This is a genomic window from Stenotrophomonas sp. YJH_SMC_14-1 (assembly GCF_059372275.1).
In genome coordinates this window covers 199,898-220,977 of the sequence record NZ_JCAFVK010000003.1, presented here as the reverse complement: position 1 = coordinate 220,977, position 21,080 = coordinate 199,898, and the positions used below count along the sequence as shown (strand labels likewise).

17 protein-coding genes are annotated in these 21,080 nt (G+C 61.7%); 3 read left to right on the top strand and 14 right to left on the bottom strand.

Annotated elements, in window-relative coordinates:
* Position 1: 1 nt before the first annotated feature.
* Together AC5P9P_RS10440 and AC5P9P_RS10435 are read left to right on the top strand one after the other, a co-directional pair.
* Positions 2-724: a glycosyltransferase family 2 protein gene (locus AC5P9P_RS10440; protein ID WP_495232753.1), complete on the top strand. Its 723-nt coding sequence runs from the start codon at positions 2-4 to the stop codon at positions 722-724.
* 7 nt (positions 725-731) lie between these two features.
* A complete protein-coding gene (locus AC5P9P_RS10435) occupies positions 732-2,381 on the top strand; it encodes a hypothetical protein (RefSeq protein ID WP_495232752.1) in 1,650 nt (549 codons plus the stop codon).
* 822 nt (positions 2,382-3,203) lie between these two features.
* Here the strand turns inward: AC5P9P_RS10435 and AC5P9P_RS10430 are convergent.
* The 14 genes from AC5P9P_RS10430 to AC5P9P_RS10365 all read right to left on the bottom strand — a co-directional run bounded on the left by AC5P9P_RS10430 (position 3,204) and on the right by AC5P9P_RS10365 (position 19,810).
* The gene (locus AC5P9P_RS10430; RefSeq protein WP_495232751.1) at positions 3,204-4,673 is read right to left on the bottom strand and encodes a glycosyltransferase; all 1,470 of its coding nucleotides are present in this window, start codon (positions 4,671-4,673) and stop codon (positions 3,204-3,206) included.
* Positions 4,666-5,421 (bottom strand): glycosyltransferase family 2 protein, encoded by a 756-nt coding sequence (locus AC5P9P_RS10425; RefSeq protein WP_197620095.1) that lies wholly within the window; start codon positions 5,419-5,421, stop codon positions 4,666-4,668. The genes AC5P9P_RS10430 and AC5P9P_RS10425 overlap by 8 nt, the downstream gene beginning before the upstream one ends.
* A 142-nt stretch (positions 5,422-5,563) precedes the next feature.
* On the bottom strand, positions 5,564-6,271 hold the full coding sequence (locus AC5P9P_RS10420) for an NAD-dependent epimerase/dehydratase family protein (RefSeq protein WP_049427955.1): 708 nt from the start codon (positions 6,269-6,271) through the stop codon (positions 5,564-5,566).
* Complete coding sequence (locus tag AC5P9P_RS10415) at positions 6,268-7,710, bottom strand: glycosyltransferase (RefSeq protein WP_495232750.1); 1,443 nt, start codon at positions 7,708-7,710, stop codon at positions 6,268-6,270. The genes AC5P9P_RS10420 and AC5P9P_RS10415 overlap by 4 nt, the downstream gene beginning before the upstream one ends.
* Positions 7,710-8,441, bottom strand: a complete 732-nt coding sequence (locus AC5P9P_RS10410; RefSeq protein WP_049427958.1) for a glycosyltransferase family 2 protein — start codon at positions 8,439-8,441, stop codon at positions 7,710-7,712. The genes AC5P9P_RS10415 and AC5P9P_RS10410 overlap by 1 nt, the downstream gene beginning before the upstream one ends.
* Positions 8,438-10,990 carry a hypothetical protein gene (locus AC5P9P_RS10405; protein ID WP_495232749.1) on the bottom strand — a complete coding sequence of 851 codons (2,553 nt, stop codon included), beginning with the start codon at positions 10,988-10,990 and terminating at the stop codon, positions 8,438-8,440. The genes AC5P9P_RS10410 and AC5P9P_RS10405 overlap by 4 nt, the downstream gene beginning before the upstream one ends.
* A 29-nt stretch (positions 10,991-11,019) precedes the next feature.
* On the bottom strand, positions 11,020-12,819 hold the full coding sequence (locus AC5P9P_RS10400; protein WP_495232748.1) for a class I SAM-dependent methyltransferase: 1,800 nt from the start codon (positions 12,817-12,819) through the stop codon (positions 11,020-11,022).
* On the bottom strand, positions 12,819-14,255 hold the full coding sequence (locus tag AC5P9P_RS10395; protein ID WP_495232747.1) for an ABC transporter ATP-binding protein: 1,437 nt from the start codon (positions 14,253-14,255) through the stop codon (positions 12,819-12,821). Before AC5P9P_RS10395 ends, AC5P9P_RS10400 begins: the two co-directional genes overlap by 1 nt.
* Positions 14,245-15,027 carry an ABC transporter permease gene (locus tag AC5P9P_RS10390; protein ID WP_080354981.1) on the bottom strand — a complete coding sequence of 261 codons (783 nt, stop codon included), beginning with the start codon at positions 15,025-15,027 and terminating at the stop codon, positions 14,245-14,247. The genes AC5P9P_RS10395 and AC5P9P_RS10390 overlap by 11 nt, the downstream gene beginning before the upstream one ends.
* The gene (locus tag AC5P9P_RS10385; RefSeq protein ID WP_049427963.1) at positions 15,024-16,208 is read right to left on the bottom strand and encodes a cystathionine gamma-synthase; all 1,185 of its coding nucleotides are present in this window, start codon (positions 16,206-16,208) and stop codon (positions 15,024-15,026) included. The genes AC5P9P_RS10390 and AC5P9P_RS10385 overlap by 4 nt, the downstream gene beginning before the upstream one ends.
* Positions 16,209-16,331: 123 nt before the next feature.
* Positions 16,332-17,702, bottom strand: a complete 1,371-nt coding sequence (locus AC5P9P_RS10380) for a pyridoxal-phosphate dependent enzyme (protein ID WP_483693460.1) — start codon at positions 17,700-17,702, stop codon at positions 16,332-16,334.
* Positions 17,703-18,002: 300 nt separating this feature from the next.
* Positions 18,003-18,239 carry an HP1242/YdcH family protein gene (locus tag AC5P9P_RS10375; RefSeq protein ID WP_005407964.1) on the bottom strand — a complete coding sequence of 79 codons (237 nt, stop codon included), beginning with the start codon at positions 18,237-18,239 and terminating at the stop codon, positions 18,003-18,005.
* Positions 18,240-18,563: 324 nt separating this feature from the next.
* Positions 18,564-19,448, bottom strand: coding sequence for an OmpA family protein (locus AC5P9P_RS10370; protein ID WP_080240928.1), 885 nt, complete (start codon positions 19,446-19,448; stop codon positions 18,564-18,566).
* Positions 19,445-19,810 carry a DUF4398 domain-containing protein gene (locus AC5P9P_RS10365; RefSeq protein ID WP_005407961.1) on the bottom strand — a complete coding sequence of 122 codons (366 nt, stop codon included), beginning with the start codon at positions 19,808-19,810 and terminating at the stop codon, positions 19,445-19,447. The genes AC5P9P_RS10370 and AC5P9P_RS10365 overlap by 4 nt, the downstream gene beginning before the upstream one ends.
* Positions 19,811-19,931: 121 nt before the next feature.
* On the opposite strand from AC5P9P_RS10365, the gene AC5P9P_RS10360 reads away from it, so the two are divergent.
* The gene (locus AC5P9P_RS10360) at positions 19,932-21,059 is read left to right on the top strand and encodes a PilT/PilU family type 4a pilus ATPase (RefSeq protein WP_495232746.1); all 1,128 of its coding nucleotides are present in this window, start codon (positions 19,932-19,934) and stop codon (positions 21,057-21,059) included.
* Positions 21,060-21,080: the final 21 nt, after the last annotated feature.

The following is a 21,080-nucleotide window of genomic DNA, read 5'->3' as shown; positions in this document are numbered from 1 at the left end:
CATGACGACTCTGCTGATAACCATGGCTGGGCTGGGTTCGCGCTTCGCTGCGGCCGGATACACCGTGCCGAAGTACATGATAGAAGCAAAAGGCTCCACCCTTTTCGCTTGGTCAATGATTAGCTTGAAAGGCTACATGCCCGCTCGTTGCGTCTTTGTCGTTCGGCGGGAAGACCATGCACGCGACTTCATCATCAACCAATGCATAGCATTGGGCATCGATGATGTTGAGATCGTCGAGATCGACGGCTTGACCAATGGACAAGCAACAACGGCCCTGCTTGCCATTGATCACTGCCAGGCTAATGCACCGATTGCGATCTTCAATATAGACACACACATCTCGCCCGGCAGCATGCAGCCCCCAGGCGGGAATGTCGACGGTCATATTCCCTGCTTCTTGGCTCCCGGCACACACTGGAGCTTCGTTCGCCTGGGCGAGGACGGACTCGCGTTGGAGGTTCGCGAGAAACATCGCATTTCGGAGCTGGCGACAGTTGGACTCTATTGGTTCCGCTCTCCCGAACTGTATCGCCGCACCTACGAGCAACACTTCGGCGCAAGCGGTTCGGGGCTTGAGCGCGGAGAAGCTTACATCGCCCCCATGTACAACACGATGATCAAGCAGAACGCTCGGGTCAGCGTTTCGGTCCTGGAATTCTGCGATGTCGTCCCACTCGGAACTCCCGCCGAACTGGACGCATTCCTTTCCCTGCAGCAGTAGAAGAGCCATGTCGATCTCACAGCCGTCAGCACGCCAGCTCGGTGCAGCTGCAGTTTCTTTCGCCCTTTACCTGGCCGTAGCGTGGTCAGCGGACTGGTTTGGAATGAATGGGCGCGGCACGGAAGTGCTTTTTCTTCGCCTAGCTGGCGCTGGAACGGCGTCCATTGCGCTGCTGCTGTCTTTCCGACTTTTCCTACTCGCCGATACCGCGTCGCGACTGGTCTTCCTGGCCTGGGCCATGTGGCTCGGTGCCGCACTGGCACTGGTCTGGCCAGGAATCTTGATGTCGGATACCTATTCGGCTTACTTGTATGGACTCAACTTCCCCATCGATAGCTGGCTTGGGTTCATGACCCCGGTCGGCTATCAATTTGTCCTGCAAGTGATTCCGAAATACTGGGCGATCAGCATGGTTCAAGTTCTCATGGCCGCGATGTTGCTAGCCTATGCCGACTGGACTGTCCGACGCTTGGGTGGCGGACTTATCGCCAGAATCGTCCTGCATCTTCCATTGGCTGCATCGGTTGCATTCGTATCCACCAGCCTGCTGCTGAGTCGAGACGTGCCTTTCGCGATGATCCAGGTCGCACTGGCATTGGTGCTGCTCAACTACCTGCTTGATCGGCACTGGACATCTACGCGCTACATAGTCGCGCTGAGCCTGCTGTCCGCCCTGGGCCTAGTGGTCCGGACCGATGGATTGCTCCCGGCATTCATTGCCATGGCCATCGTTCTGATCAAGGCACTCCACAGTCCGCGCTCCACAGCGCTGCTGTTTTCTGCATTCGCTGCTCCATTGCTGGTCTGCAGTCTTCTGCTGCCATCGGTTCTGGGTGAATGGCAGAACCGCTGGGGATATCAACTGACATTGGCTCTTAACCCGCTCGGCCAGCTAGTACAGGGCCCCTATTACGAAAGCACGCCTGGCGCCGCTCGTACTGCCGTTGACCCCATCATTCCATATGACCGTGTCGTCGAACGATCAATTCCACAGGAGATCCCGCTGTACTGGGACCAGGCGATGAATCCCAATGCGACAGAAGAACAGAAGCAGGTCTTCCTGGCTGCGGTGACTACTTTGATTGTCGAAAACCCGGCGAAGTTCGTCTCTGCAAAGCTGATGACAGCGGGGTATGCCTCTGGCCTCGGCCCAAGGACACTCACATTTGTCGAGGGCGACATCGCAGGGAACTGGTCAACCTTAAACGCCTCCAATCCCTACTATTCCGACGGCCGACCGATGTCGCATGTGCGCAGTCTGTTCGGGACTCTTGGGCCTTCCCGCGAATCTGTTATGGCGGCCCTAAGTTCGACCACGCAATACCAGGGTATGCACCTCAAGGGGTCGTTCCTGTGGTGGAATTTCATTCCGGAACTGGTACTGCTTCTTTTGGTGGTACTGGCCTACCGATGGGCACCCGCAAGCAGCCTGGCGGCTGTGCTGATTCTTTCCAGGATTCCAGCAATGGTACTTTTCGCTCCAGGATCGCATTTCAAGTACTACTTCACAGTCGAAATAGCCGGTTCAGTACTCCTGATTACAGCTTTTCTGGAAGCTCGCCTGCATCTGCAGGGAACCAGCTGGTCAACTCGACTGCTAACCGGAGCTCAGAGAGTTCGCAGCAACTGGTCGGCCGGGACGGCCCGAAACACTTGAATCATTTCGTGGGACTCGCCTAGGACCAAATACCGGTTGTGGGAATTGATGGAAGCCAGCGCCGGTCCGGCGCTACGGGACTCTGCGTGCGGACTGATACTCCAAGTCCGCCCTCCTAGTGACAGGCGCACGAAGCGTGCTCCTGCGGACTCGGCGTCTCCTTGAATCTGCGCCGAGACGGCGTTGGGAGCAACCCGCCGTATGGGTATCGATGCGACGCGAGAATGACGAGCACCCGATACCACCGTCGTCAATCAACGGAGCTCTATCGCCGCGGCCCCTGAGCCAGGATATTCCAGCACCGGACTACGCACTCTCACCAATCTCAATCTTGGGGAAGGCAACTGAGGCTGCTCTGAAAGCTGCTCTCCAGCTCTTCGGCGGGCGAGGCCTCGGGCAATCAGCCCCGCCCTCGCAACAGACGACGCAGAACGCGATCAGTCAAGCAGCCTGTTACGGAAGCACCACGTTCATTGCAGGCATTGCCTATCGTGGTGCTGGCGCCGATCCCGAAACTGCTTCAGCCAAGAGTCCATTGGTTTTTGTAGCTGTGGCTAGGGTGACGAAGCCGGTCTCGCCAGAGCACAGCCTCTTCGCCTGGCGCTTGAACTCTTGGGCAAGAGACCCGATCTGAAGGATCAGCAGCAGCTACTGCGTGGCCGACTCAACGAAAACTCTGTTGAAAGATTTAGCGGACGTGGCGATCAGCCTCGAACCAGCCCGGCGTCCGGACTGCGACCGGGCGGGGCTCCAACTGCATTGCGGAAAGACCCGTGAAATCGCGCGGAGAGCGCGGCCAAGCGCTCTCTTCACGTCACGATCTCAACCACGCGCCACGTGCACCGCGTTGATCTCTCTTTCCGTTCCTGCCGACGCATTTCTCTTCCGGGCAGTCAGGTAACCATCGAGGGCTTCGAGCGATGCAGCGAAGTCCTCCCAGCGGCGATTCCGGCGAAGCGATTCAAGCTGTCGCTGGACGCGCTGGCTGCGAAGTTGAGCAGAGGACTGCAGCAGTCTTAGCTGCGAAACGAATGCATCCACGTCGTCATAACGCTCGACCATATCCTCCTCTGCGAGGAAGTCCACGATCCCCCCCACCTGCGGCGCGAGGATCGGCAGTCTCGCCGCGGCTACATCGAACAGGATGGTCGGCATCCCTTCCCACGCCGTCGTGTGCAGATAGGCAAAGTGATCAGGGGTTGCAACGTCCTCAAGCCTCTGGAATTCGCCGTGGAGAGTAACGTTGTGCAGAGACCGTAGCTGGGAGAGATCCTGCACCGCTGCGCCAGACATCACTTGTGCACCGTACACATCGAAGTGCACGTCAGGCATCCGCTTAGCGATCGCTGCCAGGATGTCCGGGCGCTTCTGCCGGTCGAGACGGCCGGCCCACAACACGCGCCTGGCACCGTCCGCAGAGATCGCCTGTCCGCACGATTCGGCCACCCGACCGTCATATGGGAACGGGATGAAGGTGAAGGAACCACGAGGAATGCCCAGCTCACGCGACCAGATCTGCGGATAACGCGAGTTGTCGCAGATTACCGTGGAAAGGTGCGGGTAGCAGTAGCGCAGATAGTCACGCGCGTAACCGACCGGATTCATCCGCTGGTCGTAGTCATCGCAGAACAGCGAAGCAAACAATCGCGAGTGCTGGGTCAGCGCCAGCCCGTGGCGCAGGATTGCATCCCAACCAACACGGGAGTTCACAAGATGAACCGTCGGCGCGCGCAACTGCAGCAGTACACGCACCATTACGTTGACTTGCTGGTTGAAATCCAGGGAAGCCGCAATGTTCCCGAAATCGACGCATTGGGCCTGCGCCGGCAGCCTGGAGGCCCATGGCGACGAAGCGGGCTCAGTCGTAAGAACAAGAATCCGTGCCAACGGATCGCTCTGCGCGATGGCGCTTGCGTGATAAAGGATTCCCCGATCCGCCCCACCAGGCTTCAGCCATGGCACCAGCAATGCATGCGTATACGGCTCTCCACCAATGGCATCGGATAGTGCGGCATACACCCCCCCCTGCCGGGTATCCATCGGAACCGAATAGAAGGCGTAGCGCTCCACGCCGGATCCTGGCGGCAGCAACTCTGGTTCTATCGAAGCAAGTGCACGCATCTCATCCTGCAGCCAGACCGGCATCGTAGGTGCCGATGCGATGCCATACGTTGACGCATTCGAATCTGTCGACTTTGCGGACAGCATGGCAAGCACACGGCGGACCCAGTGTGCCACCCGGCGCGTGTACCGATTGCGGACCCAGCGATTATGAGTGAGTTGATCAAACATGGCCTTGTCCTTTGCCGCGCTTGCGCCCAAGGGCAAACAGCGAGGTGCAGGGAATGACGGTTTTCAATGCGTGGCTGGCTTCGTTGAGAGAACCATGCCATTTGCGCCGGTAGAAGTAAGCCGATCCCCAGGCGAGCCGGTGGACCACTCCGCGGGCAATCGTCTCCGCATTCCAGTACCAGTCTTCGTACCCGAAGCCAGTTCGCTTCGGGTAGCAGGCCACGTAGGGAATGCTCTCGAACAGCTCGCGGGTGGAGAACGCTGCACTGATCCAGGGGTTCACAGTGAGCAATGCGTTCTCATCGTAGTAACCTCCCTCCTGATCCACCTGCCAGTTGAACGCACTGTACATGCCGAAGCTCAGGACCATCTCAGGATGCAGAACGAAGCGCCCTTGCTGGCGAGCGGCCTCCTTCATGTGCACCAGGAAGTAGCCGGTGGAGACAAGATCATCACCGTCCAGAGTGCACACATAGTCTGCCCGGCACGCTGCCACACCCGCATTGCGTGCAAGTGCCGCATCCCCGAGCCGGGTCTCGACAAGAATTTCAGTCCCATCCAGATCGGGGTGCTCGGTCACGAACATGCGGGTCTGGTGGTCCGCATTGTCCAGCACCAGGACCAGTTCAACCTCGACCCCATGCTCCCGCGCCACTTTGCGGGACAGCGCGTACGAGCGCAGCGAGGTGTGCGCAAGGATTCCTTCTCCATGGAAAGTGACGATGGCGCTCAGCGCTGGCCTGGTCATTTGCCGCTCCTGCGGCTCGACGACACTACAGCTCGCCGCGTCCTCTTCGCGTTCATTTGCGCCCCAATCTACTGAATTCTAAGCGTACTTAACGATCTTCATGATACTAGGGGACCTGTCCTGACGCGAATGGCCATTCCTCCTAGATCCGAACCCTCTTGGCGACGCCATAGTACTTCTCCACGAGCTGCTCCAGGTATCCTGGGCCAAAGTGAATACCGCAAGCCCTGGCGGCCCTAAGGCAGTCCGTGGTATCAATCGGAAACGCGGCACCGCGCTCAAGAATGCTGTAGTTCCCGCGCTTCGCGAGCGCACGTTCCATGCAATGAACAATGTCAGGCATACGGGTCGACTGGGCATCTGCGAGCGGCATCATCCGCGGGAACTGCTCGGGGTGACAGAGCACATGGGTCACCAGGGTCACCACATCTTCGACATCGATCAGATTGCGCTCAGAGCGTACCCACACCTCGAAGTGCTCACCAGACTGAATGCGTTGGCTGAGAAAATTGGTGAGCGTATGTGGGTTGCCTCCTTCGCCAACCACCTGTGGAAGCCGGAACACCCTGCCACGCTCATCGGCCAGCACCCGAGACTCCATCCAAGTCTTGTGCCGCAGGTAGGGAGTCCTCGGCTCGTCCGGATTGCCAACTGCGCAGCTTCCGAAATAGACAACCCGGCGCGCTTGCGGATAAGTGAACACCTCATCCAGCAGACGCTTCTCACGATCAAATGCAGCCTGCTCCCGCTCGTCGGAGTTGGACACCCCTGCAGCAACGATCACAGTCGCCCCGTCCTGCGGCCACTTGCCGGCGAAGGCCTTGGCAACCAGGCCTCGTCCAATAATCACTGAATTCTTCCTTGCTCGATAGATATGTCAGGCGCTGCCGGCAGTTCCGGCAGGTAGAACGGTATGTCTTGCAGTGTCTTGACGAAGGTGCTCCAGTCCCGACCATCTGATAGCGAGGCGTACTGTTCGATCCGACGCTGTTCACGCAGCGCCTGATCATGTCCCAGGTCCTTCAACCTCGCCACGAATCCAGGAACGTCATCGGGATCATCAACCAACCAAGCAGCATCGAGGAGATCGCCGATCCCCCCGACTGCTGGCGCCACGATCGGCAGACCCGCGGCCGCAGCATCAAGCAGCAGTGTCGGCAATCCTTCCCATGATGTGGTGAAAAGCAGCGCCGCATGCGTGGGACGCACGATGTCGTCGAACCGTTCGAATGAACCGTTCAGGACTACGTTGGGCAATCCTCTGATCTCCTTGACTGCAGGATCCGGACGGCCCAGTTCGGATACCCCATGCACGTCGAATCCTACTGATGGCATTGACTTTGCGACCTGGAGGAGAATGTCAAGCCGCTTCTGGCGATCAAAACGCCCTGCCCAGAGTACTCGAGCAGGACCTTCGATCAGATACGGCCCCTCCTTCCGGACAACCTTCTGGTCATAAGGGAAGCGCAGCACGCTGAACAGCTGTCGAGGAACACCAAGCTCCCTGGACCAGATGTTCGGATAGACGCTATTGTCGCAAAAAACCGTTACCAGGTTTGCATAGCTGTCGCGCAGGTGACTTCGGGCAAATCCGGTTGGAACCCCCTCCTCATCGCGGTCATCGCAGAACAGGGAAGCAAACAGCACTGAATTCTGGCGCAGCGCCAGTCCGTGCTGCGCGAACGCCTGCCAGGCGACCCTTGAATTGATGTTGTGAATCACCGCCGGTTGCATCTGCAGCAACAGCCGGGTCAGAAGTTGCACGCGACCGGGCAATGCCATGCCGCCCACAATCCGGCCAAATGGGAGCACCCTGACCGCCGCTGGGACTCGCTCAAGCCAAGGAGAGGCAACGTCCTCGGTAAGAACAAGCAATGCTTTGCCTGCGGGCAGCGCCTCTGCCCAGACCCGAAGGTGATGCAGCGCCCCCCGATCAGCCCCTCCCCGCACCAACCATGGCAAGATGAGAACGTGGCTGGCTGACTGAGTGCCGACAGACTCCACCAGTTCCCGATAGATCTCGCCCGGGCGGTTGGTGAGCGGGATCGAAGCGTGGCCAAAGCGCCTGGGCTCGTCACCCTCCCTCAACAGCTCCGGCTCGATCGCCGCCAGCGCCACCATTTCCTCATGCAGCCAGTCCGGCATTGGTCTGTGCCCGCTGCCGGTATTCCGACCCACGCGTTCAATGCGTCGACCCAGCCAGACCATGATGCGGCCCAGTTCCATTCGTGGATTACGCAGCAGCTGGCGAACATCGACACGACGCGCCAAAGCGAACAGACGCCGCATCAACAATGCTCCCATCGACCGAACAGATCACTCGGTGGCAAGACGGCGCGCATGGCGGCGCTGCTCGCATTGACCGAGCCTGTGTGCTTGAGCCTGTAGAAATAGGCCGTGCGTGGCACGATCAGATGCTCGTAGCCCGCCGCCACGGTCTGGCAACTCCAATGCCAATCTTCATAGCCATATCCGGTCTTTTCTGGCCGGCAGGCGACGTAGGGGATCTGACTGAAGACTTCACGGCGCGCGAACACGGCACTTATCCAAGGATTCGCGTGGAGCAGCACGTCCGGCGAAAATGGCATGCTGCGCTGATCAAGCTGCAGACTGATTCCATTTTCCCTGCCGAAGCTGGCAACCACCTCGGCGTGAAGAACGGACCGAACTGGAGCTGCCGCAGCAAAGGCCAAGTGTCGCTGAAAGTAATCCCGGCTGATCAGGTCATCGCCATCGAGGATGCAGACAAAGGTGCTTCTGGCCTGCTCGATACCCAGGTTGCGCGCCAGCGCCGGATCTCCTGCTGAAGTGACGAGGATCAGCTCATCTCCCTCCAGGTCAGGATGCCCGCGCACAATTGCGCTGGTTTTCTCATCTGCATTGTCCAATACCAGCACGAACTTCACCTGCGATCCGGCGGCAGACGCATGCTGGCGCGACCGCATGTAGCTTCGCAGCGCAGCATATGCAAACAATCCCTCGCGATGGAAAGTCACTACGACGGTAAGTTCAGCCATCATCGCGGATGTCTCCAATCGAGCAGCTTGGTAAGCAAACGCAATGCCGTGCGTACCACGGACTTCAGCGGCATGCGTTGAAGTGCTGACGCGAGCGAGGTCATCTCTTCTGCGATGGCCTCGGCCGGGAATCGCAGCTGAGGTGAGTTGCCGATGATCAGCCCGGTTGCTGCGGCGAGATCACGCGCTGCCTCCTCCAGCTTCCGGTGTGCTGCGATCTTGTCGTCCAGTGCAGCTGATTGGCGCTGATACGCGTTGTGCACCTGCGCCAGCTCCTCCCGCCTCCGCTGGAGCTCATCCTGCAGCCCCGCCCATTCAGCTTCCGCATGCAGATGCGCAAAGCGGAATGCGGCCCGGAGGCCCACGATCTCTGCCGCCCTGGCTTCATTCTCGGACTGCGATGCCTGAAGCTCTTCGGTACGCAGTGCCAACTCCTCATGCAGCCGGTAGTACTGCTGCTCCAACCAGTCTTTGCCTTCTTGCAGCTGGCGCTGCCACGTCAGGCGCTGGTCGAGCTCAAGACTCAGACTCTGGTACTGGGCATCCAGCCAGTTTTTCGCAGACGAGAGCTCCTCGTGCTGCGCCATCAGTCGCCTTAGCTCGGTGGCGAGACGTGCAGTGTGCCCGTCCAGCCATGCCTTTCCTTCCTGCAGCGTTTCACTTTCGATTCGATGCCTCTGAAGATCCGAACGCAGTTCGTCCATATCTTCAGCGAGCACAAGCAACTGTGACTCGAGTACGCGCTCCACCCCCTCCCGCCGCTCCAACTCGGCGTTGAGGTGGCGGTACTGACCGTCGAGCCAGTCCTTGGCAACCTGCAATTTGCCGATCCACTCCTGTTGAAGCCGCAGTTCCGTGCGCGCCTCCTGCAATTGTGCTTTCCAGGTATGGTTTCCCCCTTGCCAAGCAATCCCCGGCCGCAGTGGAGACTCAGCAGTAACGCGCAACGCAGTCGCCAGGCCACCGGCTTCATCCATGACCGCGGCCAATTCCGGCATCGAGAATGTCTCCGGCGCCGCAGGATCAGCCACGACTTCGGACCAGTCCGCCTGAGCGGACAGCCGCCGCGCCTCGTCCAGACCGCGGGACCATGCCATGCGTGCAGCATCGACGTTGCCTTGGCCGAACCTGATCCAGCCCAACCTTGCGGCGGCGGCAGTGGTCTTGGTACCCAGCAGCGGGCTGAAGGCCAGCACATCGAATGCCAGGACACGCTGATAGAGCTCAGCCGCCTCTTCCAGCCTGCCATCGGCCTGGTAGAGCTGAGCGGCGGCAAAGGCGAGGGAAACCTGCCAGCGCAGCACCGTAGGATTGGCAGCCGGCTCGGTGATGTAGTGCCAGACGGCACCGAGCAACACCTCACGCTTGTCTCCGGCGGCTGCTTCCGCGTCATAGAGCAGTACGCACAGGGCAGCACCGTGATCGGCGGAAGTCGGTGACGACGAGTCGAGTACGCTGCGGGCAAGCTGCCGGCGTAGCACCGGTGATTCGATCCGCTCCCCCATGGAAACGATCAAGCGGACAACGCTTGCGTCCTGATAGTCGCGATGGAATGCGATGATGTTGGGAACCTGCGCGAAAGGGTCCTGCGTGACCCCTCGCCCGCCAGTTTTCACCGCGAGCAGCACAATTGCGTCGGCGCTCTCCCCGCGCGCAGTGGCGAGCGGAGTTTCGCGGTCAATTTCGTGGAACTGCTCAAGACCAGTCCGGCCGGCAGTACGCTGATACCACGCGCGATCCACCACCAGCTCCAACTCTTCCAAGCAAGTCACCAAATGTGACAGCGGATCGAGTCCATGCGCCAACGGCACGCGCAGGACAAGCCGCCCGCTTCGCCGCAGTGGAGCATGTGCATTCCGCAGCAGCCCGTGCCAGTCCGCGGCATCGACGGCCATCTGCGTGATCACCACATCCAGCAAATCGGAGAACTCCGGCCAGCGCGCAGGGTTGGTCCATTCGAGGCCGGGCTGCGACGGGGCGGGTGGTCGCGATGCCAGCACGCCCAACCAGCGGCAGCGTGATTGCTGCTGCACGATCCGCCATACGCCGTCCCCAGCGGCTTCGGTCGCCATGACTGCATCACCAGGACGTACGAGGGCGGCCGCTAAACCGTGAAAGCTGGCATTCGGAATCGTATCGGCGGAGGTCGATCTGACCCCGCTCCGAGCAAGCACCAACAAGGCAGCGCTGCCAAGAACGCCAGGCATGGTGAAGATCGCGGGGTGAAGATCCCATCCACGCTCACAGGCTTGCTCCCGCCAGGCGGGCACGTCTGCGCCTGCACCGCCCACCAGCACCAACGTGGAAACGTCAGATCCGAGCGCCTCGGACCGCAATGCATCGGTCTGCGCCCAAGCGACCATCCATTCCGGGCGCTCGCCATCCGCCTCAATCTGAGTCGTGGAAACTTCGCAGCCTGCCCTGCGCAACGGCGCGGTCAGCATCGTCATCTCGGCGCCGAACAGGACTACCCGGCCCGGCCCGCAGATCCGCAGACAGAATTCCGCCAATCCGTCGGGTAACAGAGTAGTCGCCGGCTGCGCGGAGGACATTGATGAATCTGGCGCGCTCATGGCGATTGCTACCTGCTATCGCCGGACGCAGCAGCAGACGCTTGTCCGAGGCGCTGTACCTCTGCCGTCAGTGAGTGGTACTGCGCGTCCAGCCATCTGCGAGCAGCCTCGAGTTCGACGTTGTACTGCTCCAGTTCGGCAATATGCTTCTGCTGCTCGTGGTACTTGCCATCAAGCCATCGCTTGGCATCCACAAGCTGCTGTACATCGCCAGCACTCAGGCTCGACTGCCCATTGCCATCCCCGATGCCCGCGGACACGGCGCGATCATCGTTGTCGCCCAGCAATGCGGGCTCCGGGCCGAGCAGATCGCAGATGATCGGGGCTCGGATCCGAATCAGAAGTTTCAATCGAGCAAAGCGTAGATGCGTTGGCAATGCCAGCTGGGCCGCGGCAAGATGCAGAAGCGCGGCCGCCTCGGCCTCGATGGATGGCTCGACCAATGCTTCACGGGCCGCTGTCCGGCAATGCTCCCAATGCGCAGCAGCGGACTCCAGCGTCCCAGTGGTTGTCGCAAGCACAGCCGCCGCCGCACGCGAGCGGGCCTGGAGCAGCGGTTCTCCCGTTTCGAAATGGGCCTCAAGTTGATGCAATGCGGCGTCAGTTTGTCCGTTGGCGAGCATTTCGCGGAACGGCCGCAGCGGATCGTCCCCCGTTTCCATTGCCGCATCGGTCTTGCGGGCGAGCACCAGCAGCCATTCACCATCGCAGCTTGGACCTACGTGCGGATCGATCTCAAGCATGGAGCGCACCGACAGATGCCGCTTCTGGCCACCTCCGGCATCCTGCAACCACGCCCTCTCGATAACGAAACCATTCCGATGGAACTGGTTGATGAGTCGCGGCCAGTCGTATACATGGAAATGAAATGGATTCGGGTCCTCGCCAGTTTCGTCCGACCAGTCATTAGGCACGCTTGCATACAAGCGCCCTTCCGGCGAGAGCACCCGATGCAGCTCCGCCAGCAGTCGATCAGGCTCAGGAAGATGTTCCAGCGTCTCCACAGATACCGCGAAGTCCGCGGAACCATCAGCCATTCCCGACAGATCCTGCGCATCGCCGACAACGAAGCTCATCTCTACCGGGGCATCAGGGGCAAAACAGGTACTGGCGTAGTCCACCGCATAGTCACTGGCATCAAGTCCAATGAACGAGGCCGCCTGGCTATTGTGGGCAAGCTGGTAGGAGCCGTACCCCAAGCCGCATGCGACGTCGATGACGCGATCCCCAGGTCGAATGAACTGCGCAGCCTGTGCATAGCGGGCCATGTGCGCATCGGATCGTCGCCCAGCCTCGCGAGTCATGTCCGTATGCAGATCGCGCTCTTCCACAAGCGCGCTCAGAGGATAGGCAGCAATGGCTGCGTCGGGCACGCGTTCGAACGCCATCAACAGCAACCCATTGACACGATCCAACTCACCGTATGGCGCTACGCGCTCGTTCTGCGGATGTTTGCGCCACTCTTGGCGGATGGCCGCTGCCTCCCACTGGGCACGCGCTACGTTGGTTGCCGCCCCCCCCCCGACCAGAAGGCATACGGGTATACGGATATCCGCCAGCAATGACTGCAGGCACTCATCGGCGGAGCCAACATCTGCATGATCAACAACGAGGACCGCAGACGCTGCGCCTTCCACTCCATCAAGCACCTCATATCCGCACTGCCGCAGGCCGCGCGCCAATGCCGGCTCGGAATTTCCCAGCAGCGCAACCGGACCCGCAGCCAACCAGTCATACAGTCTTCGAACTCCGACGCGCAACGCCGCGGGGGACAATGCGGAACGGGGAACATTCGTGCTTGTTTGCATCACAGTTTCTCCGTATTTCGCTGAATTCCGGCCACTTCGGCGTGCATGCGGAGATCGCAGACACCACCGAATGTGTATTCCTTCTGCCTCATGCCCACTTGGAAGAAGGCCGCCTCGTCACGCCAATGCAGCATGCGCTGTGCTCCGCCAAACTGCTCGATTTCTTCTGAAACAGAAACCTGGACTTCATAGAAGTTCATGCCAAGGGCGCAATCGAAGGTAAACCGCACCACGAAAGGAACGTCCGCCGGGAACATCATGTTCCACACCCCTGAATCATCCCGTCCGCGCTCGGCCCACGCACCAACATCCTGGTTCAAAGTACCCCACGAGTAGAGCTTCACCCCTTCCTTGTTGCGAAGCCGGACATTGATGTTGAGCCGGTCCATGTCACGCTTCGGGCGCCCGGTCACTTCAATGACCACCTTGTCCTGCGGCAGGAAGTAGGCGCACTCCTCGTCGCGCTGGTCGAGCACGCGCACCCGCTCGATCACGCAGTCATAGTCGCCGAAGGACAACTTGTCGCTGCGGGCACCCAAGATCGCAGAACCTTCATGGCCCTCTACGTCCGCGGCCCCTTCGCCAGCCACCTGCGCGTCAACAATTTTCTGGGCAAACTGCAGGTGCTGCGCACTGACCGACGCGTAATAGTCGCGCTCATCCTCATGCAGCTGCTTCCTGTATTCGAGGACCACGTCCGATGACGGCCCCGCAACCCGCACGGTGCCGTCCCTCAGGAGGATCGAATGATCGGTCAACGTCCTGATCGACTCCTGGTCATGGGAGACGAGGAGCAGGGTGCAACCGTTGGCTCGCAGCGCCTCCATCTGCTGGAAACAGCGCTTCTGGAAGAGCGCGTCGCCCACAGCCAGGGCCTCATCCACGATGAGGATGTCCGGCTCGACCTGGGTCTGCACTGCAAATGCCAGCCGCAGCATCATGCCGCTGGAGTAAGTGCGCACGGGCTGATCGATGAAACTGCCTATGTCGGCGAAGGCGGCAATAGCATCGAAGCGTTGCATCACCTCACGCTCCGTCAGGCCAAGAATCATGCCATTGAGCACGACATTCTCGCGCCCGGTGAAATCCGGATTGAACCCGCTTCCCAGCTCAAGCAGCGCAGCGATCCGTCCATTGACCTTGGCCTTGCCCCTTGTCGGTGCAAGTGTGCCGGCGATGATCTGCAGCAGCGTCGATTTTCCTGAACCGTTGCGACCGATGATGCCGACCGCGTCGCCCCGTTTCACTTTCAAACTGACATCACGCAGCGCCCAGAACTCACGCCCACGTTGACGCGAAGTCCACGAGCTACCAACAGGCAGAACACGCCCCAGCCGTGGCAACAGCATCTGCAGCAGTCGATCAGAAGGCTTCTCAAAAATGTTGAACACCTTGCTGACGTTCTCGATATCGATCACGAGATCTTCAGACGACATCGGCAAACGCCCTCCGGGTCCGCTGGAACCACCAGAAACCAATGAAGAAAATGGCCAATGACCAAGCGACGGCCCAGCCATAGGAAGGCCAATCCGGCAATGTGCCACTCACGATCAGCGCGCGGGTCTGCTCGACATAGACAGCCAGCGGACTCAGCCGCATCCACTTGCCGATCACATCGGGAAAAATGATCGATGGATAAAGCACAGGTGTCAGGTACTGGAGCACCCGCGCCAGCAATCCGGCAATCTGATCAACATCGCGGAAGAACACCCCGAGAGACGCGAACAGATAGGCCACGCCCATCGTAAGCATGAGCAACGGCAGAATCAGGACCGGCAGGAGGATCATCTGCCAATGGAGGCCAAAGCTGCTGAAGGCCAGGAACACCGCGAGCGCGACCGTGGCCACACCAGCGTTGTACAGCGATGACAACACCACCACGGGCGGCAGTACCTCCAACGGGAAGACTACCTTCTTGACCAGGTTGGGATTGCTGAGAACCGCCGTAGGTGCTCGCGTCAATGATTCTGCAAAGAAGTTGTAGACGATCAAGCCAATGAACAGCAACACGGCGTAGTCGACCTTGCTGTGCACTTCAATGCCTTTCCACTTGGCACTGAAGATGGTGGCGAAGATCACTGTATAGATGCCAAGCATGATCAACGGCACAAGCACGCCCCATAGCGCGCCCAGCAGCGAATGCTTGTACTTCGTCTTGATGTCGCGGCCGGCCAGGCTCAACATCAGTTCGATGCGGCGTCCCATCATACAGAGGCAACCCTCAGCGCCCGCTCCAGATCCACCTGCAGATCCCCCAGATCCTCAACACCCACGCTCAGCCGCACCAGTGCATCGCTGATGCCCAGCTGCTCGCGGCGCGCGACCGGGATCGACGCATGCGTCATCACCGCCGGGTGGTTGACCAGGCTTTCAACGCCGCCCAGCGATTCGGCCAGGGTGAACAGCTCGGTCTTCTCGCAGAAACGCTTGGCCGCCTCGAAACCGCCCTTGAGCACGATCGAGACGATGCCGCCGTACCCAGCCATCTGCTTGCCGGCCAGTTCATGCTGCGGGTGCGACGGCAGGCCCGGGTAGATCACCTTCTCCACCGCCGGGTGCTTTTCCAGCCACTGGGCCAGGGCCAGCGCGTTGGCGCAGTGGGCCTTCATGCGCAGCGGCAGGGTCTTCAGGCCGCGCAGGGCCAGGAAGCTGTCGAACGGGCCCTGCACGCCACCCACCGAGTTCTGCAGGAAGGCCATCTGCTCGGCCAGTTCGGCGTTGTCGCCAACCACCACCATGCCACCGACCATGTCCGAGTGGCCGTTGAGGTACTTGGTGGCCGAATGCAGGACCAGGTCCGCGCCCAGCTCCAGCGGGCGCTGCAGCATCGGCGAGGCGAAGGTGTTGTCGACCACCACGATCAGGCCATGGCGCTTGGCAATGGCGGCCACAGCGGCGATGTCCACGATCTTCAGCATCGGGTTGGTCGGGGTCTCGATCCACACCATCTTCGTCTTCGGCGTGATGGACGCTTCAAACGCAGCCAGGTCGGTCAGGTCGACGAAGCTGAAATCCAGCCCGGCGGTGCGGCGGCGCACGCGCTCGAACAGGCGGAAGCTGCCGCCGTAGATGTCATCCATCGCCACCACGTGGCTGCCGGCGTCCAGCAGCTCGATCACGGTCGAGCTGGCCGCCATGCCCGAAGCGAAGGCAAAACCGCGGGTGCCGCCTTCCAGCGACGCCACGCAGCGCTCGTAGGCGAAGCGGGTCGGGTTGTGGGTACGCGAGTACTCGAAGCCCTGGTGCGCGCCCGGGCTGGACTGCGCATAGGTCGAGGTGGCGTAGATCGGCGGCATCACCGCGCCGGTGCTGGGGTCTGGCGACTGGCCGCCGTGGATGGCCAGCGTGGCCAGGGCCAGGGCGCGATCCTGGGAAGTAGCGTTGGACATGTTCTTTCCTGAGGGGCGCCGAAGCTCGGCGCCGTCGAAGGTGCGGAAGTCTATCAGCGCGGCCTTAACGACCTTTGACGCGGATAAACCGGGATTCAGCAGCGAACGTCTGCGATCAACGGCTTACTGCACGCGACGGCGCAGATAGTTCAGCAGGTCGATACGGGTGATCAGGCCCAGGAAGGCATTGCCGTCCATCACGATCGCCACCTGGCCGCGGTCGAACACCGGCAGCAGCGCCTCGATCGGCGACTTCACGTCCAGCCGGTCCAGCTTGCTGACCATCGCCGTGGCGACGGTGTCGCGGAAGCGTGCTTCGTCACCATAGACATGCAGCAGCACGTCGCTTTCGTCGACGATGCCGACCAGCTGGTCACCGTCCATCACCGGCAGCTGCGACACGTCGTACAGCTTCATGCGCTGGTAGGCGGTGGTCAGCAGGTCGTTCGGTCCGATCACGACAGTGTCGCGCTGGCCATACGGGCGCAGGATCAGGTCGCGCAGGTCGCCGTGCTGCGGGCGCTCCAGGAAGCCGTTGTCCAGCATCCAGTAGTCGTTGTACATCTTCGACAGGTACTTGTTGCCGGTATCGCACACCAGCACCAGCACCTTCTTCGGCGCGGTCTGCTCCTTGCAGTACTTCAGCGCAGCGGCCAGCAGGGTGCCAGTGGACGAGCCACCGAGGATACCTTCCTTGCCCAGCAGTTCGCGCGCGGTGTGGAAGCTCTCGGCGTCGCTGATGGCATAGGCCTTCTTGACGCGGCTGAAGTCGGAGATCGACGGCAGGAAGTCCTCGCCGATGCCTTCCACCAGCCAGCTGCCCGACTTGTCGTTCAGATTGCCGTCGTTGATGTACTCGGCCAGGATCGAGCCGACCGGATCGGCCAGCACCAGCTCGGTCTTCGGCGACAGCTTGGCGAAGGCGCGCGACAGGCCGGTCATGGTGCCGGAGCTGCCGCAGCCGAACACGATGGCGTCGAGGTCGCCGCCCATCTGCTCCAGGATCTCCGGGCCGGTACCGAATTCATGCGCGGCCGGGTTGTCCGGGTTGCCGAACTGGTTGATGAAGTAGGCGCCCGGGGTCTGCTCGGCGATGGTCTTGGCCAGGTCCTGGTAGTACTCCGGATGGCCCTTGGCCACGTCCGAGCGGGTCAGGCGCACTTCGGCGCCCATCGCCTTCAGGTTGAAGATCTTCTCGCGGCTCATCTTGTCGGGAACGACCAGGATCAGCTTGTAGCCCTTCTGCTGCGCGACCAGGGCCAGGCCCAGGCCGGTGTTGCCGGCGGTACCTTCCACCAGGGTCGCACCCGGCTTCAGGTCGCCACGCTGCTCCGCCGCCTCGATCATCGACAGGCCGATGCGATCCTTGATCGATCCGCCCGGGTTGGCGCTTTCGAGCTTCAGGTAGAGCTCGCAGACGCCGGTGTCCAGGCGCTGGGCCTTGACGATCGGGGTCTGGCCGATGAGTTCGAGGACGGAAGAATGAATGGGCATTCGGAGGACTTTCGGTTCGCGCCGCAGGGGGCCGGACCGATGATTATCCGTCGGATGGCGATGAATGTCAGGTCGGCGCGGAGACGGGCCGCAAGCCCGCAGAAAGAGATGCGGACGGCCCCGGATCGACGAGGAGACCGGTACCGCCCGCATCGGTGAGTTGTGCCTGCAGGCCAAGGCACCACCGCCTGTGGTGCCTTGGCGCGGCCGCCTCATCGGCGGTGCCGCGATGCCGGGGCAGGAGCGCCCGGCGGGGCCATCGATGGCCGGGTCACGCCGTTCCGGGCGTGACGGGGTGCGTCAAAGCGTGGGGGACGTCGTTGGGAGCGGTGTTTCGTACATTCGCAGAAGTCGTTGCTTGGCCAGCAGCTTCTCGCGCTTCATGCGACCCAGGGTGACATCATCGATCGGGAGTACACCCAACTCCGCGTCCATGCACTTCTTGTTCAACTTGCGGTGCTGGTCATGGAGTGCCCTGAACTCCGGATCACGCGCGCGACGTGCGTCGATCTCGCTCTGGGGCTGATCTTCAAACATGATGGACCTCCTTCGACAGATACACGAACGCCCCAGCCGCAAGGCACGGGGCGTTGTTCATGGAGGAGCGCCGGTCGATGGCCACCTGGACGCCTGCAACGACCTGCGGCACTGGCCTGCGCACGTCGATCTGCTGCGGTTCGCGCCCTGATTGCATCGGCCCGGCCCTCCCATCGTCCGGTCCGCGGCATTGCGTCCCGGACGATTGACCCTACGCCTGCTCAAGGCGGGGTACAAGACCCCTGCGTCAAAAAGACCGAACCCCGCCGGGGCGGGGTTCAGGCTGAATGCTCATCACAACGAAAAACAAACAATATCAAGCAATTACGGGGCGATGATGACCTCGGCCGAACGTGCCTGGGTGGAGGCCGCCTTCTTGCCGGCAAGCTGGATCCGGTTGCTCGCGACACCCGCCGCAACCAGGGCGTCACGCAGGGCCTCTGCACGCTTCTGGCCTACGCCGTTGGCACTGTCGTAAGCCTCGATGCGCAGGCGGCCCTTCTTGCCGATGTTCAGGTATTCGGCCAACGCCTTGGCCTGGTTGCGGGCGCCGCCGGACAGGCTGGAGGCGCCGGCGGCAAACGCATCGCCACGGAAGGTGAAGACCTCGCCGCGGCCATCGAACTTCGAGCCCGGCAGCTTCTGACCGGACACCAGCTCGGCTTCCTCGCGGGCCAGCTTGGCGGCATTCTGCTGGGCGGCGCTGAGGCGCTGCTGCTGCTTGCCGGCGACGCTGGTCAGGGCGTTCTCGGCGTCCTGGCGGGCCAGGGTCTCGGCCTCGGCGGCCTGGCGCAGGCGTTCAGCCTCCTCGGCCTGCATCTGTGCCTGCATGCGCAGCTGTTCGGCTTCCTGGCGGGCACGCGCGGCATCGCGGCGGCTGGCCTCGATCAGCAGGTCGCTGCGGGTCCGCTCCAGGCGGTCGACCTCGCGGGCGGCCAGCGCGGTACGCACGGCCGTCTCGGCGATCTCCACCCGGCGCTCGGCCAGGTAGGTGGCCAGCTCCTGGTCGCGGCGCTTGGCCTTGTCCAGGATGGCGATGGCCTGCTGGGCCTGCATGCGCTCGAAGGCGCCCAGCTCAGCGGTATCCGGGTTGGCCTGGATGGCCATCAGGCGCTGGCTCAGCTGCGCCACCATCGGGTTGTCGGCGGCCACGGCCAGGGTCGGCAGCGCCAGCAGCGCGGCCAGGGTTGCGGCAGTCATCGGCTTCACCGGCGATCCTCCCCGGTCGACAGCTGGCGTTGCAGCTGATTGACCTCGTTGCGGCGCAGCTGCAGCTGCGCGGTCACGGTGGCTTCCTCGCTGCGCACGCGGGCCAGGTCGGCATCGGCGGCGGCACGCAGGGCCATGGCCGGGGCATTCTTGCGCTCGCGGCGGTCGCCGGCGGCGCGCTGGGCCTGCTCCAGCCCCTGCCGGGCCAGCCCGATCAGGTCCGGGGCGTACTGGTCGGCATCGGCCTGGGTGGCCTTGTCGACCGCCTGCCGGGCCTGGGCCAGTTCCATCGCGCCATCCTGCGCCCAGGCGGGGGCAGACAGTGCGAATGCAAACGCCATCACATACAGGCTGTGGCGCATTCGTGCGAAGCTAAGTCGTTTCATTGGGGAGGCCGTACCGGTTGTCGGTTCACGGCCATTGTCGTCAAGCCGACACCGTGCTGGCAACGGGCGTCGGCCGTTTCGTTGGGGAAAATTCGCAATGGATATCGGCTACTTCCTGAAGCTGATGACCGAAAAGAACGCTTCGGACATGTTTCTGACCACCGGGGCACCGGTCTACATCAAGATCGAGGGGAAGCTCTATCCGCTGGGCAACACCGGCCTGCCGCCGGGCATGGTCAAGAAGATCGCCTACTCGCTGATGGACGAAGGCCAGGTGCCGCAGTTCGAGCGCGAGCTGGAACTCAACATGGCCATCGCCCTGCCCGATGCCGGTCGCTTCCGCGTCAATGTGTTCAAGCAGCGCGGCGAAGCGGGCATGGTCATCCGTGCCATCCGCAGCCGGATTCCGAGCATCGAGGAGCTGAACCTGCCGCAGGTGCTGAAGGACGTCATCATGACCCCGCGCGGGCTGGTACTGGTGGTGGGGTCCACCGGTTCCGGCAAGTCCACCTCGCTGGCGTCGATGATCGACCACCGCAACAGCACCACCACCGGTCACATCCTCACCATCGAAGACCCGATCGAATACCTGCACAAGCACAAGATGTCGATCGTCAACCAGCGCGAGGTCGGGCTGGATACCCATGCCTTCCACAACGCGCTGAAAAACGCGATGCGTGAGGCGCCGGACGTGATCCTGATCGGCGAGATCCTGGACGCAGAGACGATGGAAGCGGCGATCGCCTTCGCCGAAACCGGCCACCTGTGCCTGGCCACCCTGCACTCCAACAACGCCGACCAGACCATCGAGCGCATCCTCAACTTCTTCCCGGAAAGCGCGCACAAGAACGTGCTGATGAACCTGGCGCTGAACCTGCGTGCGGTGATCAGCCAGCGCCTGGTGAAGAACAAGGAAGGCCGTCGCCTGCCGGCCACCGAAGTACTGCTCAACACGCCGATGATCCGCGACCTGCTGCGTCGCGGCCAGGTGCACGAGATCAAGGCGGCGATGGAAGCATCGCTGGAAGAGGGCATGGAGAGTTTCGACCAGTGCCTGTTCCGGCTGGCCAAGGCCGGCACCATCGAACAGGAGGAAGCGCTGCGCGCGGCCGACTCGCGCGATGGCCTGGCGCTGAAGTTCCGCCTGTCCGAAGGCAGCAGCGGCGAGCATGACCCGTACGCGGATTTCTCGGCCGGCGCACCCAGCATCACCCACGGCTTCTGACCGCACGAAAAAGGGGACGGA